The organism is Roseibium sp., assembly GCF_965216085.1.
Taxonomy (GTDB): domain Bacteria; phylum Pseudomonadota; class Alphaproteobacteria; order Rhizobiales; family Stappiaceae; genus Roseibium.
Genome location: NZ_OZ244138.1, coordinates 4,669,336 through 4,684,680, shown reverse-complemented (window position 1 = coordinate 4,684,680; position 15,345 = coordinate 4,669,336). Strand labels below are relative to the sequence as shown.

The window sequence follows — 15,345 nt, the reverse complement described above, 5'->3', positions numbered from 1 at the left end:
TGGCCGGTTTCAGACTAGTCCAGCCCTGTCAAAAATCTATAGGGTTCTGGAATTTGACGTCTTTGACCCTTATCAAAAGATGACGCCTTATCGCCCCTGCAGTGGCGGCAGATAAAAAAATCGGCAATAAGGGGCCATGTCGACCCGTTGGCTCATATTGGCTCTGCCGCCGCTTCTTCTGATCATGGCGGCCTTGGCGCTGGCTTACGTCTTTCAGGAGCTGGATGAGGCCGGTGTCGACCGGAAGGCCGCCGAACGTTTGACGCTCTACCGGCAAACGATCATCGGCGAATACCAGAAATACCGGTATCTGCCTTATATGATTGCCCGCGACCCGAGGGCCACCGCGTCTATTGGATTGGGCCAGCCGGCCGAAAGCGCAAATCGCTTTTTGGAAGAGATGGCGGCAAATTCCGGCGCGGATCTGCTGTATGTCATGAATGCGGACGGAACGACGGTTGCCGCCAGCAACTGGCAAAAGCCCTTGTCGCTCGTTGGCCGGAACTATGGTTTCAGACCCTATTTCAAAGCGGCCATGCGGGGTGAAGAAGGTCAATTTTTTGCAATTGGATTGACCACGGGGCGGCCGGGACTTTTTCTCGCCCGCCCAACGCCTGTGGAAGGCGAACCGGTAGGTGTTGCCGTCGTCAAGGTTGATACACGGGACCTTGAAACGGCCTGGGCGGAAGGTGGCGAACTCGTTTTTGCCACTGACGCGGATGGGGTAATTTTTCTCTCCAGCCGTCCGGATTGGCGTTACCGGACACTTGCGGACCTGCCGGCAGAAACACGCGCGGCCATTGCAAGCAGTCAAAAATATGCCAAGGAGACGTTGAAACCGGTGAGCGGCCAGCCCGTCACCGGTCAAAAACAGTTGACCATCGACCGCCAAACCTTCCGGCACAATTCAACGGATGTCGGTCTGCTCGGATGGAAATTACATTTTTTGGTGCCGGTTGAAGAAACACATAACAGTGCCTTACCCATCTGGGCTGTGACGCTGACGTTGTGTTTGTTTTATGCGGTGATCGTTCTTGGCCTGCGTGGCCGGCGCCTTCGCAAGGCATCTGCCTTGCTGCGTCAGGAATCGGCTGACCTTAAAGATCTCAACCAGCGGCTTGTGGGCGAAATCAAAGAACGCCGCCGGGTCGAACATGCTCTGCTTGAGGCGCAGCGCGGACTTGCCCGTTCAAACCGTTTGGCTGCGGTCGGGGAAATGTCGGCAGCTGTCGTCCATGAACTCAGCCAACCTCTGTCCGCACTCCGCATGTTCGTTGCCGGAACCCGGAAGTTCTTAGAAAAAGGGGACACCCAGACGGCAGCGGAAAACTTGCAGGAAATAGACTCTCTGCAGATGCGCATGACCAGTCTCACCCAGGAACTAAAGCGATTTGCGCGTCCGGGCGAAAGCCGGATCGAAGACGTGGATCTTCGAGACAGCATTCAGGCGGCTGAAAAAATCGCGCGCCCACGGTTTGAAGAAACTGGGGTTCTATTGAAAATTGACATGCCAGATACGCCGTTGATCGTGGAAACCGCGCCATTGCGCATAGAACAGATCCTTGTGAATCTCTTGCGGAATGCGGCAGATGCAGCGGCAGATGAAGATGATGGTGTCGTTCAGCTCCAGGTCCAAGAAACGGGCACCAGCGTTCTGGTCAGAGTGCTCGACAATGGTCCGGGAATACCCGTCGGTTTGAGAGAGCGTATCTTTGATCCGTTTTTCTCAACCAAAACCAATTCGGAAGGGATGGGCTTGGGGCTTGCCATTTCCATGCGAATTGCAGAAGACCTGGGCGGGGAACTGTCTGTCTCAGGAAACAGGCCCAAGGGGGCTGTGTTCGAGCTTAAAGTGCCGGCGTTAAAGTCCGGCGATACCGCGGATGACCCGTCCGAATATCTGGAGCCTGCGATCGCCGAATGACTTCGATCCCGCCGAAAAGCCAAGCATCGACGAATACACCTGTTTTGATTGTTGATGATGACCCATCAATGCGGGCCGCCCTGCGGCAATGGATCCGTTTGGCGGACTTCGAAACCATCGAGGTGGAAACAACGGACCAGGCCATGGCCAATCTCGGGCCGGATTTTAAAGGCTGCGTTGTGTCCGATGTTATGCTGGATGGTGAAGATGGCATGACCCTGTTGCGCAGGGTGAATGAGCTGGACAATGATCTTCCGGTCATCCTGATTACCGGTCACGGCGATGTACCGATGGCCGTGGAAGCGATGCGCGCTGGTGCTTATGATTTTGTCGAAAAACCCTTCGATCCGGATTTGATCGCCGAAGTTGTCCGGCGTGCCTGCAACAGGCGGGCCTTGGTTTTGGAAAACAGGGCCCTGAAAACACAGATTGCCGACAGCTCGAGCCTGGAAAGCCGCCTCATCGGCAACAGTCCCGCAATGCAGGCTCTACGGCACCAGATTTTGCATTTTGCGCAAACGGATGCGGCCGTTTTGATCACCGGCGAAACGGGAACCGGCAAGGAAGTGATTGCTCAGGCGCTGCATGATTTCAGCGCGCGGAAAAGCGGGCCATTCATGGCTATTAATGCGGCAGCGCTTCCCGAAACCATGGTGGAAGCAGAATTGTTCGGCCATGAGGCCGGTGCTTTTACCGGTGCAGACCGTCAGCGCATTGGCCGCATCGAAGCGGCAAATGGCGGTGTTTTGTTTCTCGATGAGATTGTCTCGATGCCGATGGCGCTGCAAGCCAAGTTGCTCAGGGTTTTGCAGGAGAGAAAAGTTGATCGGATTGGCGGACACAAACCGATCAACGTCGATATCCGCTTGGTGAGTGCGGCCAATGTTGATCCGAGGGAAGCGGTTGCATCTGGCCGTTTACGGGAGGATTTATTGTTCCGCCTGAACGCAATTGAGCTGACCATTCCGCCATTGCGCGAACGCGGACGCGACAGCATGTTGCTGTTCGACACCTTTTTGAACCGGTTTGCGGTTCAATATGGCATGGAAGCTCCGGCGCCTAGCGCTCAGGACGAAGCTTTCTTGCAGACGTACGAGTGGCCTGGAAATGTCCGCGAACTGCGAAATGCTGCTGAACGGTTTGTCTTGAACGCACAGGTCAATCCGCAGCCGTTGGAAATTTTGGTCACCGGGCGGCGGGATGCGGTTTCGCCAATTGCTGCCGGCGGCCTCAAAGAGCTGATGGATGCCTACGAACGGTCCTTGATCGAGGGCGCATTGCGCCGGCATGACAGCAAGATCGCAGATGTCATGCGCGAGCTGAATGTGCCGCGCCGGACCCTCAACGAAAAGATGGCGCGTCTTGGCCTAAGCCGGGAGAAGACAGGCGGCTCGGACGTGCCAGAGAACTCTTAAAGCCCCTAATCGGCGGAAAACCGCCGACACAAAAAGAGGTTCGGCAAGATCTTGCCTAGGTGCATTGCAGCAAGTTGAAAAAGCACCCAAAAAAAGCCCCCGAATCCCTCAAATTTCTGTTGTCATTCCAAGCTGGCACGGGTCATGCTTTATGAGATCTCGACTTGGTCCGTACATCCTGTGCTGGCCGAGTGGTCAAGAGATTGAGCCATAAATCTGGGAGGATTGCATGCTCACGTCACTCAAATCCGCGACTGCGGTTTCCGCAGCTGCGCTTGGACTTATTTTCGCAACTGAAACCTTCGCCGCCGACGTCACCTGGAATGTATCCCTTTGGGGCAAACGCCGGGCGTTCACCGAGCACGTTGAAAAACTGGCCGAAGAAGTTGCCGCAAAGACCGACGGCAAGTTTGAAATCAAACTGCACTACGGCGGCGCACTGTCCAAGTCGCGTGAAAACCTCGATGGGATCTCCTTTGGCGCGTTTGAGATGGCTCAGTTCTGTGCCTCTTATCATGCCGACAAAAACCCGACCCTGACCGTTCTGGAGCTGCCGTTCCTGGGCGTTGCCGACCTGGAAACCGAAGTGAAGGTGTCCAAGGCGCTTTACGAGCATCCGGCCGTTCAAAAGGATCTGGGCCGCTGGAACGCCAAGCTGCTGATGCCGTCGCCAATGCCGCAGTACAACTTTGCTGGTAAAGGTGATGTGCCGTCGTCGGTTTCAAACTTTGAAGGCATGCGCGTTCGGGCACTAGGTGGCCTCGGCAAGCTGATGGAAGCAGCCGGTGCTGTTCCGACATCCGTTACCGCTTCTGAAACCTATCAGGCGATCGATTCCGGTACGGTTCAGGCCGCTGGTTTTGCTCCGCACGCCCACTTGGCGTTCAAGGTGATCGAAGTTGCTGACTGGTGGACCAAAAACCTCAACCCGGGAACAGTACATTGCCCGGTTGTGGTGAACACCGACGCCTATGCAGCGCTCTCCGACGAGTTCAAGGCAGCCCTCGACGCATCTGTCGATCCGGCACTTGACCACTACCTAGCAACCTACGCCAAGGTCTATGACAAGTGGTGGCCGGAACTGGAAAGCCGCGGCATCCAGCAGATCGAGTATTCTGATGCAGAACTGGCTGCCTTTGCAGAAAAAGCTGGCCCAATCCAGGCGGCTTGGATCGAAGAGCAAACCGCTAATGGTCTGCCGGCACAAGAACTGCTCGACATGGTCAAAAAGACCATCGCTGAATAACGTCAGCCTCACTCAACAACGACAATGTCTTTCCGGCACTCTGTGCCGGAGAGGCTTTCCATAGGGCTGATTTTATGAACATACCTCACCCCTCCGGCGGGTCCGGTCCGGAGCGCCCCGCCACCTATATCCGTTTTGACGGTTGGCTCGGCCATGTTGAAAACGGCTTCAACCTGATTGCTGCATTTTCCATTCTGGCTTTGATGCTTCTGGCGGTTGCCCAGGTTATGGGCCGACTCATGTTCAATGCGCCGATTCCCGGATTCATCGACATCACCGAGCAGGCCATGGCGATCTTCGCTTTCGCTGGCGTTGCCTATTGCCAGCGTGTTGGCGGTCATATCCGCATGGAAATCGTGCTTGGCAAACTCAGTGGCCGGGCACTCTACGTGTGTGAGATGATCGGGGTCATTATCATCGCCTTTACCGTGGCGCTGCTTATCTGGGGCTCCCTGTTTCATTTCGACCGGTCCTGGTCGATTGGCGACAGCACGATGGACATTCGTTTGCCGACATGGCCATCGAAACTCGTCATTCCGGTGGCGCTCAGCCTCCTTTTCCTGCGCCTGATGATGCAGATTTACGGATATGCCCGGTTGGTCCGCGATCCGAATCAGGCCCCGATCGCTGTTCCGGTGATCGAAGATGTCGAAAAGGTCGCCCAGCATGAAATTGAAGAAGCCTTCGGCGACGAAGCTGTTGCAGGAGACGCCAAATGACACCGTTTGAAGTAGGTCTCTTGATGACCGGCGTCTTGCTGGTCCTCGTCATCCTTGGGGTTCGGGTTGCTTTTGCCGCAGCCTTTGTCGGGCTTGTCGGACTGATCATCCATTTCTCGATGAAAATGGGTTTTGAGCGCGGGTTTTTCGTTGCGCTGAAAATGGCTGGCACTATCCCGCATTCGAAATCCGTCACATACGCTCTTTCGGTTTTGCCGACGTTCATTCTGATCGGCTTCCTAGCCTTTTATGCCGGCTTCACCAAACAACTGTTTGAAGCGGCCAAACGCTGGCTGGGCTGGCTGCCAGGCGGTATGGCAGTTGGTACGGTGTTTTCAACGGCCGGCTTTGCGGCTGTGTCCGGAGCGTCCGTTGCCACTGCTGCCGTCTTTGCCCGCGTCGCAATCCCGGAAATGCTGGCCGAAGGATATTCCAAGCGGCTGTCGTCGGCAGTTGTTGCTGCCGGTGGTACGCTGGCCTCGCTGATCCCGCCATCGGCCATTCTGGTGATCTACGCGATCCTGGTCGAACAATCCGTCGGTAAATTGCTGATTGCGGGTTTCTTGCCGGGGGTGTTCTCGGCGCTGATTTACGTCGGCATCATCGTTGGGGTATCTGCTTGGCGCGGGGATGCGCCAGCCATTAAGGGTTTTACCTGGAAGCAACGCTTTGAAAGCGTTCCGGGTACGCTGCCGATTATTGCCGTTGTCGCGATCATCTTCTGTTCGTTCTTCTTCGGCTTGGCAACGCCGACAGAGGCTGGGTCTCTCGGGGCCTTTGTTGTCTTGATGGTCGCCTTTGCCAAGGGCATGAAGACCCGGCAATTGGGGCAAGCCCTCCATGAAACTGCCAAGCTAACGGTGATGATCTTCACCCTTATCTGGGGGGTTCTAGTTTATGTCCGGTTCTTAGGATTTGCGGGGCTTCCAGATGCTTTTCGGGACTTCATCGTCGGGCTGGAATACTCGCCATGGATCGTGATGATCTGCATCCTGCTCGCTTATGCGGTGCTTGGCATGTTCATGGATGCCATCGGGATGTTGATCTTGACGCTCCCGGTTGTCTATCCGGCGGTTATTGCGCTGAATGGCGGTGAAGGGGTCTCGGCTGCTGACAGTGCCTTTGGCATGTCCGGTGAGGCCTGCGCGATCTGGTTCGGCATCCTGGTCGTCAAAATGGCGGAGCTTTGTCTGATCACACCGCCGATAGGACTGAACTGCTTTGTCGTGTCGGGGGTGCGGCCTGACATTCCGGTACAAGAAGTCTTCCGCGGCTGTATCCCGTTCTTCATCGCCGACGTTCTGACGATCGGCGGGTTGCTGGCCTTCCCGTCGATCATCACGCTACTGCCGTCCTTGATGGGATAGGCTGGCTCAAGCACACCACTCAAAGAGCCGCCGGTGTTTCCGGCGGCTTTTTTATTAGATTCCAAATCTGTTACGGCCCGGCGTGCCCGCAAAAAACATGTTCTTAAAGGTTTGCACCAGGCAAATAGGGATGCCGACAAATGGAATGCCCCAGCTTAATATCCAGTAGGCCGAAACGCCTCGGTCGTGCATACGGCGCGCTGTGACCGATAGACCAAAAACAAAGAGCGCGATGTATAAAGGCAGCACCCATACAAAACCTGTTGGTAGAGTACTATCCGGGTTTCCGTTGATGTTTTCGTTTAGAAACAGCGGAAAGGAAATGCCGAAGGACAGCACGAACTGCAAGAGGTACATGTACCAATACATCCTGCGACTAATTCGTCCTTGAAAAGAGAACATGAAAGCCAGACTCGTTATAACAAGCTGTCCGGCAGAAATTTCTTCGTTTTCCCGAAACTGGACCGGACCACTTGAAGCGAGCGCTGAGGCGTTTTGTGTTGGGTTGATGAAAACCGGGTTTCGTTTTGTTTGAGTTTCATCAAGACCACGTCTGCCAAATGACTTTCGACTATTCATATTAAATCTGCCTCGCAACAATTATAGCGAGAGTTTTAAATCATATCCCGCAAAGAGAGTATTAAGATAATAGGTGGAATTGTAGGAAAATCTTTATTGGCCTAACTGGCACGCGCGTTGAAAAAACGCTGATCGTCAAGTGGTTATAAGAATGTGTGGCAGTTGATCAAATATCGTATCGATTGGCCCCTTGCGTCCCCGGGAATATGCTGTTGGCGACCAACAGAAAAACGTTCAGCCCCGGAACGAGATAGCCGAAGTACCAATAGCCGGACAATCCGCGGTCCTGAAACCGGCGCGCTTCAAGTGAAAAGCGCAGCATCATCATGACAAAACAAAAGGTTAAGAAACGGAGCACAAAGCCTGGGTCTTGCGTGGCGGCTGTAATGTCGCTCCAGTTGAGGGAGCCGACCGCCTGCGCAAAGGCAAAATATCCGACGATGGATGTGAACGTGTAGGCCGTGCCGATGATCCAATAGTCGAGGCGGCCCACGCGTCCCCGGAAACCGAACAGAGTGCCGCAAACGAAACAGATCATTGACCACAAACCCGTGCGGTGAGCGGATCTGTGCCGGTCTGTTGAGGCATCGTAGGCCCGTTGGGTAAAGGTGGTCGATGAAACCGGCGGCACGGAGAATGCGCCGGCGGAGTTAAAGTCCATACCGCTGTTTCGAGAGTTTTCAGGCGTAGCGCGCATAGACTCTATACCTTTGCTCGGCACCCAAGGAATATCAACATTGAGCGTAGAGCGGATGCGTTAAGCCTCCGGTAAGAGATTACGTAAAAACTTTCTTACTTTGATTGAACAGCGAAGTTGCCGGATGCCTTTTTAAAACAAGCTGCCTTGATCCGCTGGCGCTTCTTTGGCGCCAGATTTCTTCTTCGCTGCAGGCTTGGTTTTTTTCGGACTTGCATCGCCGCTCATGGCCACAGCATCGATTGTGCCGTCCGCCAATTCCACCGATAGCGCTTCGCCAGAGGTCACAGATGCAGCCGAACGGACAGGTAGGCCGTCGGCATCACGCACCACCGCATACCCACGGGCCAGGACATCTTTATATGACAGGGACTTCAGGAGTTTTTGTAAGCCATCCAGGTGGATCGCGTTGTCTTTGATCCGTGCCAGATAGGCCCTGTCCAACCGCTCGCCAAGGCCTGTAATCCGTTCCTTAGAAAGCTCTGTTTGCTGATTAAACCGAGCCGGAGTCAGGCGGGCTTCAAGAGCTGTAAAGGCCTGACGTTTCTGGGCGACGCCGACCTGCAGAGCCCGTTGTTGGCGGTCTGCAATGACCGACAGATCCTGGCGTGCTTTGGTGCTCAGGCGCGTCAGCACGATCGGTGACAGGCGCGCTGAGGTGTTTTGATAGGCTGAGCGATGATGTTTGGTGTTGACGATCAGACCGCGTTCCAAGCTGTTGGCGGCTGTATCAAAACGTTGACGCGGCAGAGCCAGCAAGTCCCGCGGCGCGGGCAGGGCGGCACTGGCCGCGCGAAGTTCAGTCCGCCGGGAGCTAACAAACCGCTGCAAACCGGTCGACAAGCGGCGTGCCCGGTCATCGACCAACGCCATCAGTTCGGCTTTGACCGGTACTGCGATTTCGGCAGCCCCGGTGGGAGTTGGGGCGCGTAGGTCTGCTGCGAGATCAATCAAAGTCCAGTCGGTCTCGTGGCCTACAGCCGATATCAGCGGAATGTCACTATCGGCCGCAGCTCTTACGACGGCTTCTTCGTTGAACCCCCAAAGGTCCTCAATGCTGCCACCGCCGCGCGCGACGATGAGAAGATCCGGGCGGGGAATTGGGCCGCCAGGTTCAAGCGCATTAAAACCGCGAATGCCGTTGGCGACCTCCGCACCGCTTGTTTCGCCCTGCACCCGGACCGGCCAGACCAGGACATGCAGCGGAAAGCGATCTGATATCCGATGCAGGATATCGCGGATCACTGCGCCGGTTGGAGAGGTCACCACGCCAACGACTTTTGGTAGAGACGGCAAGGAGCGCTTGCGCTCATCGGCAAACAAGCCTTCGGCGGCGAGTTTCTTTTTGCGTTCTTCCAAAAGCGCCATCAACGCCCCGGCTCCGGCCGGTTCCAGCGCATCAATGACCATCTGGTATTTCGATTGGCCAGGGAAGGTTGTGATCTTGCCGGTGGCGATCACTTCCAATCCTTGTTCGGGCTGGATTTTCAGCTTGGAGGCAACTCCCCGCCAGATCACTCCGGACAGGACCGCCCGGTCATCTTTCAAGTCCAGATAGATATGCCCCGATCCGGGCCGGGAAATTCGGCCGAGTTCCCCGCGTACCCGCACGTACCCAAAGGAATCTTCCATCGTGCGTTTAATGGAAAACGAGAGTTCTGAGACAGAAAACTCTGCAACATTCGATTGGGTATCGGCCAAAGTCATGATTCCTGTTTATGGTCCGAAATTGGCCGGTCCTGTTGAGGCGGTCAAGAGGCAGAAACTGAATGCTCAGATCACAAAATTTGCGATTGCTTCATTGTCAGTGATGTCCTCCCAGCGGATGTCTGAGCGGTCGAAACTGTCGTGAAGCGTTTGAAAGTTTTCCGGCCGTTTTGTTTCAATGCCAAGAAGCACCGAACCGAAATTGCGGGCCGATTTTTTCAAGTATTCAAAACGGGCAATGTCGTCTTCCGGGCCGAGCAACGAAAGGAAATCCTTCAGAGCACCCGGTCGCTGCGGCAGCTGGATGACATAGTATTTCTTCAAACCTGAGAATTTTAGAGCCCGCTCTTTGACCTCTGGCAAACGTTCGAAATCGAAGTTGCCACCTGAGACAACACAGACTATTTTTTTGCCTTGCACCTGGTCCTTTGGCAGCCGGTTCAGAGCGTCGATGGCGAGCGCCCCGGCGGGTTCCAGAACAATCCCCTCAATGTTGAGCATGTCGATCATGGTGGAACAGACGCCGTCGGTGGGGGCAAGAATCACATCTTCCGGCGTGAATTTGGAAAGTTGCTTGAAGTTCTCCGCTCCGATCTGGGCAACTGCAGCCCCGTCGACAAAGTTGTCGACCCGGTCGAGCCGCAGACGGTCTCGAGCTTCAAGGCTTTTGTAAAGGCTAGGGGCATTTTCCGGCTCAACCAGACTGAACTCTGTCTTGAGGCCTTCCTCGGCAAAATACTTTGTGATGCCTGCCGACAGACCGCCGCCGCCCACCGGGAGGATCAGCCTGTCCCATTCGAGACCAGCTGGTGTCTGTTCGACGATCTCTTTGCCCACGGTCGCCTGACCCAAGATGATCGTTGGATGATCGAACGGCGGCACCATTAAGCCGTTGTTGGTCGCGCAATACTCCATCGCGGCTTTGTTAGCATCGTCAAACCCATCACCGATCAGTTTGATGTCCACCAGCGGGGCGCCGAACGATTTGGTTTTTAAGATCTTCTGCTGGGGTGTGGTCAGAGGCATAAAGACAACGCCCGGCTTGCCAAAATGACGGCACGCATACGCAAAGCCCTGAGCGTGGTTGCCTGCCGATGAGCAAACGAACAAAGGGCAATCAGGATCAGCTGCAAGCGCCTCATGAATGAAGGCGTAAGCGCCCCGTACTTTGTAGCTGCGGACCGGTGTTAAGTCCTCACGTTTCAGCCAAATGTCGGCCTGATGAAGGTCCGAAAGATATTGGCTGTGTTGAAGCGGTGTCGGCTTCAGCACCTTGGACAAGAGGTCATGGATTCGGGAGACGTCGTCTACAAACTGGCCCACGGGAACTTACTCTTCTGAAATCTGTCGTCTCAGCCACTTCTCGTCCCATTGAGGAGTAAAAACAAGGCTGGTGAAGGAGAATTGAGACCCATTCGGTTTGAATAAGAGGGGGAGTGGATCGCCTACTTGTGGATAGAGGCCATTGTCAGCTGGAATGGCGAATGCTGTGCAGGAGCCATTGTTTTGTGAATTCCGCCTTGAATCGAGCACATTCCAGCGCCTACCTAATTCGTATGGCGAAATACGAGTTCAACATGCAGCGTCTTTTTCTACGTCACATATTGGCCGATGGGGCCCGGATTGAAACGGATCGGGGCCAGGCGAATTACCTCTTGAACGTCCTGCGATTGAAAGACGGCGACTATGTGCTGGTGTTCAATGGCAGCGATGGCGAATGGCTCGCCAAGATCCACAGTGGTGGGCGGCGGGAGTGTGTGCTGCAATTGATGGAACGGACGCGGGAGCAAACCGCGCCGAACGACCTGATCTATATGTTTGCGCCGCTCAAACACGCGCGCCTCGATTACATGGTGCAAAAGGCTGTTGAAATGGGAGCTGGCAGCCTGATGCCCGTGATGACCCAGCACACGCAAGCCAGCCGTGTGAATGTCGAGCGCATGGAAGCCAATGTGACCGAAGCGGCTGAGCAATGCGGTGTGCTGTCGGTGCCCAAGGTCTTGCCGCCGCAGGCTCTCAAAGATGCCCTGACCGTTTGGCCGGAAGCGCATCCCGGCCGGAAACTGCTGTTTTGCGATGAAGGCGAAGAAACGGACAATCCGTTGCTCACTCTTGTTCAGCTCAAGGAAAGCGGTCCGCCACCGTTGGCGATCCTGATTGGTCCCGAAGGTGGTTTTTCTGAAGATGAGCGCACCCTTCTAAAGGGCCTGGATTTTGTTACTGCTATCCCGCTGGGGCCGCGTATCCTACGGGCAGACACTGCCGCTGTCGCCGCTCTGGCGATTGTGCAGGCTACCGCCGGGGACTGGAAATAGTCATGGACCAGGAGAACTTTCCATCGCCGCGTGTTCAGCAATCTGGCAAAGTTTCTCCGGTTCAGAACAAAGACAGCAAACAACTATCTGAAACAACTGGCCGGAAAAAAATCCGCATCCCGGTTGGAGTGGCGCTCGGACTGATCTTTTCCGTGTCGTTGGTGGTGATTTGCGGCTTGATCATCGCCTTCATGGCGGCTTCGGACCGGCGGATAGCCCTCCAATTGCTTGATCAACAAGCGGTTGCCATCCTGAATGCCAACCAGGCGATCCTGGACAAGTTTTTCCAAAAACAAGACACCTTGCTGCGCACAATTGCGGTTCATGCAAAAAACAGCCAGGAAAAGCTGACCGAAGCAGATATTGCGGCCTACAAGAAACTGCTCCCCGAAGGCGCTACGTTTATGCTTGGGCGTACCGTTATGGACGATGCGCCGGAAGGAGACGTGCCGGACGTGGCCTGGTCCGCGTTTGAATGGCGCGATGATTACCTGTCTGCCGTCAAAACAGCGGAACTCGATCTGGGCAACGGCCAGCGATTGTTCGCCCACTACCCGCGCTCTGTTTTTGCGAAAATCGGGCAAGAGATGACTTGGGACGACAGGCAGCAGGTCTTTTTGCTATCTGGCCGCGATAAGGCGATTGTGGTGAACGGCCTTCCAGCTGCGGCTTTCGCAGGAACTCCTGAAGCGCCGCTCCGGGACCTTTCAGTTTTGACTGAAACGCCCTTGCACAACATGTGGGACGACGGCCAGTTGGCCCATGTCATGGGCGGTGAAATCAGCGGTCGTCTGTTTCGGGATTCCGGTCGCATGTATACCGCGATCTTCTTTGATGTGGAGACCGGGCCTGCGAACGGATGGATCGTTGGAGCTCTGTATGAAGCCCATCAATTTGGGGCAACACTCGATCAAACCCGTTTTGTTTTATATGCAGCTCTTGCCGCCTTGATCGCCGGGGCGGCCTTGTCCTTTTTTATCGGCCGGAGCCTTGGCCGGCCGCTTAGCCGTTTGGCCACTACCGCGGCTGATCTCCGGAAGTTAGAGTTCAATGCCGCCCATAGACTGCCGTCGTCACGCCTGACAGAACTCAACGATGTCAATCAGGCGTTCAACGGATCGATTGGCGCACTCAATGCGTTCGCCAAATATGTGCCCCGCCAACTGGTGTCACGGCTGATTGATGAAGGCATGACTGAAAGCCGGAACATCGAGCTGCGGGAGATGACAATCGTCTTCACCGACCTGGCCGGTTTTACCAATTTGGCATCTCACTTGAGCGCCGAAGAAACGGCTGCTTATCTCAATGGCTATTTTGAAACGGTAACCAATGTGATCGCCGAGCGGGATGGAACAATCGACAAGTTCTTGGGCGACGGCGTGATGGCATTTTGGGGTGCACCTTCTGATCAACCTGATCATGCCGCACAAGCAATTGCCGCTGTCAAAGCACTCGCCGACCAGATTCAAAAAGATCCAGCTCTAAACATGCGGCTCAGAATCGGCATTCATACCGGAAAGGTTGTCGTTGGAGATATCGGGTCGGAGTCACGGATGAACTACACCGTGATAGGTGATGCGGTGAATGTGGCGGCACGCTTGCAAGAGTATGGCAAAGAGGTTGACCCTGAGGCCAAAGTTATCGCTCTTGCCAGCAGCGAAACCATGGCGCAACTTCCAGAAGGGACCAGTGCAACCAGCCTTGGTCCGGTCAAACTACGTGGCCGTGATGAAGCGCTGTCCGTGTTCAGGATTGCGTGAGACGCGCGCTGATGTCGCTTCTGCGCTTGCAATCTAGTTTCAGGACTCCTAAATCACCGACACTCACAAGCGCCCGAAGAGGCATCCGATCATCGCGGCTTTTTTAAGGGGGCTGGGCTCCTTATGATTTGGTCCGCAAACTACTGAGGACGGTTGTATGGCCCGCGATACGGTCGATGCCACCCCGATTGAAACGGTCGCAGATCTGGCGGCAACGCTGGAAGCTGGCTGTAAACCGGCTAGTGAATTCCGGATCGGTACCGAGCACGAGAAATTCGGTTTCAATCTGAAAGATCTTTCACCGATCCCGTATGAGGGAGCAAACGGCGTCGAAGCTGTTCTGGAAGGCATGCAGCGCCTTTTGGGGTGGGAGCGGATTGAAGACGCCGGAAAGATCATCGGGCTTGCCGATGACCATGGCGGTGGAGCGATTTCCATCGAGCCAGGCGGGCAGTTTGAACTCTCCGGCGCACCGCTCGACAACCTCCATCAGACCTGCCGGGAAGCCAATCAGCACCTGGCACACGTGCGTGACGTGGCGGGCCCATTGGAAATTGGTTTTCTTGGGATCGGAATGGCTCCGACTTGGGAGCGGTCGGACATGCCGCGCATGCCAAAGTCGCGCTATGACATCATGACCGCCTACATGCCGAAGGTCGGCACTCTTGGTCTTGATATGATGTACCGCACTTCAACAATTCAGGTGAATCTGGATTTTGCGAGCGAAGCGGACATGGTCAAAAAAATGCGGGTCGGGCTGGCTCTGCAACCAATCGCAACGGCGATTTTTGCGAATTCTCCGTTCACCGACGGAAAGCCGAATGGCTTCAAATCATTCCGTGCGCAGATTTGGACGGATACCGATGCCGACCGGACCGGCGATATGCCTTTTGCCTTTGACGATGATTTCGGCTTTGAAGGTTATGTCGAATGGGCTCTCGATGTGCCGATGTATTTCGTCAAACGAGGCGACACCTATCATGATGTGACCGGGACAACATTCCGCGCGTTCATGAATGGGGCATTGGAAGGAAAGATCCCTGACGCGCGTCCAAGCATGGGCGACTGGAACAACCACTTATCGACCTTGTTTCCGGATGTCCGGCTCAAAAAATACATCGAAATGCGCGGCGCTGACGGCGGGCCGTGGCGGCGGATTTGTGCGCTCCCGGCATTGTGGGTCGGCCTTCTTTATGACACCGGTGTTCTGGATCAAGCCTATGATCTTGTGAAAGACTGGACGGCGGAAGAGCGCGCTGCGCTTCGCCGGGATGTGCCGAAGTCCGCGTTGCAAACACCGTTCCGGTACGGCACAGTTTTGGATGTTGCCAAACAGGTTTTGGCGTTGTCCCAGGAAGGCCTGAAACGCCGGGCGCGCATGAGCGACGGCGATCTGGATGAACGGGTACATTTGGCACCCGTTGAAGAAGCCTTGGCAGCTGGGATGTGTCCGGCAGATGTTCTTCTTCAGCGTTACAATGGATCTTGGGACGGGGATCTTACCCAGATCTTCCGGGACTACGCCTATTGATCTGCAATAGTGGGTGCACTTCACTGCAAAACTGGAAGGTCATGAATTGACCTTCCACGCGGTTCAGGTCACTCTTGTGAAGACA

Annotated in this window: 12 protein-coding genes; 8 read left to right on the top strand and 4 right to left on the bottom strand. The window is 55.2% G+C overall.

Annotation, left to right across the window (positions count from 1 at the left end):
* Positions 1-136: 136 nt before the first annotated feature.
* The 5 genes from ACOOFE_RS22000 (at position 137) to ACOOFE_RS21980 (ending at position 6,671) form a co-directional block, all read left to right on the top strand.
* A complete protein-coding gene (locus ACOOFE_RS22000; protein WP_420412043.1) occupies positions 137-1,924 on the top strand; it encodes an ATP-binding protein in 1,788 nt (595 codons plus the stop codon).
* Positions 1,921-3,339, top strand: a complete 1,419-nt coding sequence (locus tag ACOOFE_RS21995) for a sigma-54-dependent transcriptional regulator (protein WP_420412042.1) — start codon at positions 1,921-1,923, stop codon at positions 3,337-3,339. Before ACOOFE_RS22000 ends, ACOOFE_RS21995 begins: the two co-directional genes overlap by 4 nt.
* A gap of 229 nt (positions 3,340-3,568) precedes the next feature.
* On the top strand, positions 3,569-4,585 hold the full coding sequence (locus ACOOFE_RS21990) for a C4-dicarboxylate TRAP transporter substrate-binding protein (protein WP_141188342.1): 1,017 nt from the start codon (positions 3,569-3,571) through the stop codon (positions 4,583-4,585).
* A 74-nt stretch (positions 4,586-4,659) separates the two neighbouring features.
* Positions 4,660-5,304, top strand: a complete 645-nt coding sequence (locus ACOOFE_RS21985; protein ID WP_420412041.1) for a TRAP transporter small permease subunit — start codon at positions 4,660-4,662, stop codon at positions 5,302-5,304.
* On the top strand, positions 5,301-6,671 hold the full coding sequence (locus ACOOFE_RS21980) for a TRAP transporter large permease (protein ID WP_141188340.1): 1,371 nt from the start codon (positions 5,301-5,303) through the stop codon (positions 6,669-6,671). Before ACOOFE_RS21985 ends, ACOOFE_RS21980 begins: the two co-directional genes overlap by 4 nt.
* 54 nt (positions 6,672-6,725) lie before the next feature.
* On the opposite strand, the gene ACOOFE_RS21975 is transcribed toward ACOOFE_RS21980, so the two are convergent.
* From ACOOFE_RS21975 to ilvA, 4 genes are all read right to left on the bottom strand, one after another.
* Positions 6,726-7,250, bottom strand: a complete 525-nt coding sequence (locus tag ACOOFE_RS21975) for a DUF805 domain-containing protein (RefSeq protein ID WP_420412040.1) — start codon at positions 7,248-7,250, stop codon at positions 6,726-6,728.
* A 166-nt stretch (positions 7,251-7,416) separates the two neighbouring features.
* Positions 7,417-7,911, bottom strand: a complete 495-nt coding sequence (locus tag ACOOFE_RS21970) for a DUF805 domain-containing protein (protein ID WP_420412039.1) — start codon at positions 7,909-7,911, stop codon at positions 7,417-7,419.
* Between the two features lie 168 nt (positions 7,912-8,079).
* Entirely contained in the window at positions 8,080-9,654 is a 1,575-nt protein-coding gene (xseA, locus tag ACOOFE_RS21965) for an exodeoxyribonuclease VII large subunit (protein WP_420412038.1), read from the bottom strand.
* A 66-nt stretch (positions 9,655-9,720) separates the two neighbouring features.
* On the bottom strand, positions 9,721-10,977 hold the full coding sequence (ilvA, locus tag ACOOFE_RS21960) for a threonine ammonia-lyase IlvA (RefSeq protein ID WP_420412037.1): 1,257 nt from the start codon (positions 10,975-10,977) through the stop codon (positions 9,721-9,723).
* Positions 10,978-11,210: 233 nt separating this feature from the next.
* Between ilvA and ACOOFE_RS21955 the strand changes: the two genes are divergently transcribed.
* From ACOOFE_RS21955 to ACOOFE_RS21945, 3 genes are all read left to right on the top strand, one after another.
* Positions 11,211-11,969 (top strand): 16S rRNA (uracil(1498)-N(3))-methyltransferase, encoded by a 759-nt coding sequence (locus tag ACOOFE_RS21955; protein ID WP_420415621.1) that lies wholly within the window; start codon positions 11,211-11,213, stop codon positions 11,967-11,969.
* 2 nt (positions 11,970-11,971) lie between these two features.
* Entirely contained in the window at positions 11,972-13,729 is a 1,758-nt protein-coding gene (locus ACOOFE_RS21950) for an adenylate/guanylate cyclase domain-containing protein (RefSeq protein ID WP_420412036.1), read from the top strand.
* A gap of 157 nt (positions 13,730-13,886) precedes the next feature.
* Positions 13,887-15,260 carry a glutamate--cysteine ligase gene (locus ACOOFE_RS21945; protein ID WP_420412035.1) on the top strand — a complete coding sequence of 458 codons (1,374 nt, stop codon included), beginning with the start codon at positions 13,887-13,889 and terminating at the stop codon, positions 15,258-15,260.
* The last annotated feature ends 85 nt before the right edge of the window (positions 15,261-15,345 follow it).

Bases quoted from the DNA above. Each gene is read 5' to 3' on its own strand.
- ACOOFE_RS21980 (WP_141188340.1), top strand. From the start codon at position 5,301: ATGACACCGTTTGAAGTAGGTCTCTTGATGACCGGCGTCTTGCTGGTC.
- ACOOFE_RS22000 (WP_420412043.1), top strand. From the start codon at position 137: ATGTCGACCCGTTGGCTCATATTGGCTCTGCCGCCGCTTCTTCTGATC.
- ACOOFE_RS21970 (WP_420412039.1), bottom strand. From the start codon at position 7,911: ATGGACTTTAACTCCGCCGGCGCATTCTCCGTGCCGCCGGTTTCATCG.
- ACOOFE_RS21985 (WP_420412041.1), top strand. From the start codon at position 4,660: ATGAACATACCTCACCCCTCCGGCGGGTCCGGTCCGGAGCGCCCCGCC.
- xseA (WP_420412038.1), bottom strand. From the start codon at position 9,654: ATGACTTTGGCCGATACCCAATCGAATGTTGCAGAGTTTTCTGTCTCA.
- ACOOFE_RS21990 (WP_141188342.1), top strand. From the start codon at position 3,569: ATGCTCACGTCACTCAAATCCGCGACTGCGGTTTCCGCAGCTGCGCTT.
- ACOOFE_RS21975 (WP_420412040.1), bottom strand. From the start codon at position 7,250: ATGAATAGTCGAAAGTCATTTGGCAGACGTGGTCTTGATGAAACTCAA.
- ACOOFE_RS21950 (WP_420412036.1), top strand. From the start codon at position 11,972: ATGGACCAGGAGAACTTTCCATCGCCGCGTGTTCAGCAATCTGGCAAA.
- ACOOFE_RS21955 (WP_420415621.1), top strand. From the start codon at position 11,211: ATGGCGAAATACGAGTTCAACATGCAGCGTCTTTTTCTACGTCACATA.
- ACOOFE_RS21945 (WP_420412035.1), top strand. From the start codon at position 13,887: ATGGCCCGCGATACGGTCGATGCCACCCCGATTGAAACGGTCGCAGAT.
- ACOOFE_RS21995 (WP_420412042.1), top strand. From the start codon at position 1,921: ATGACTTCGATCCCGCCGAAAAGCCAAGCATCGACGAATACACCTGTT.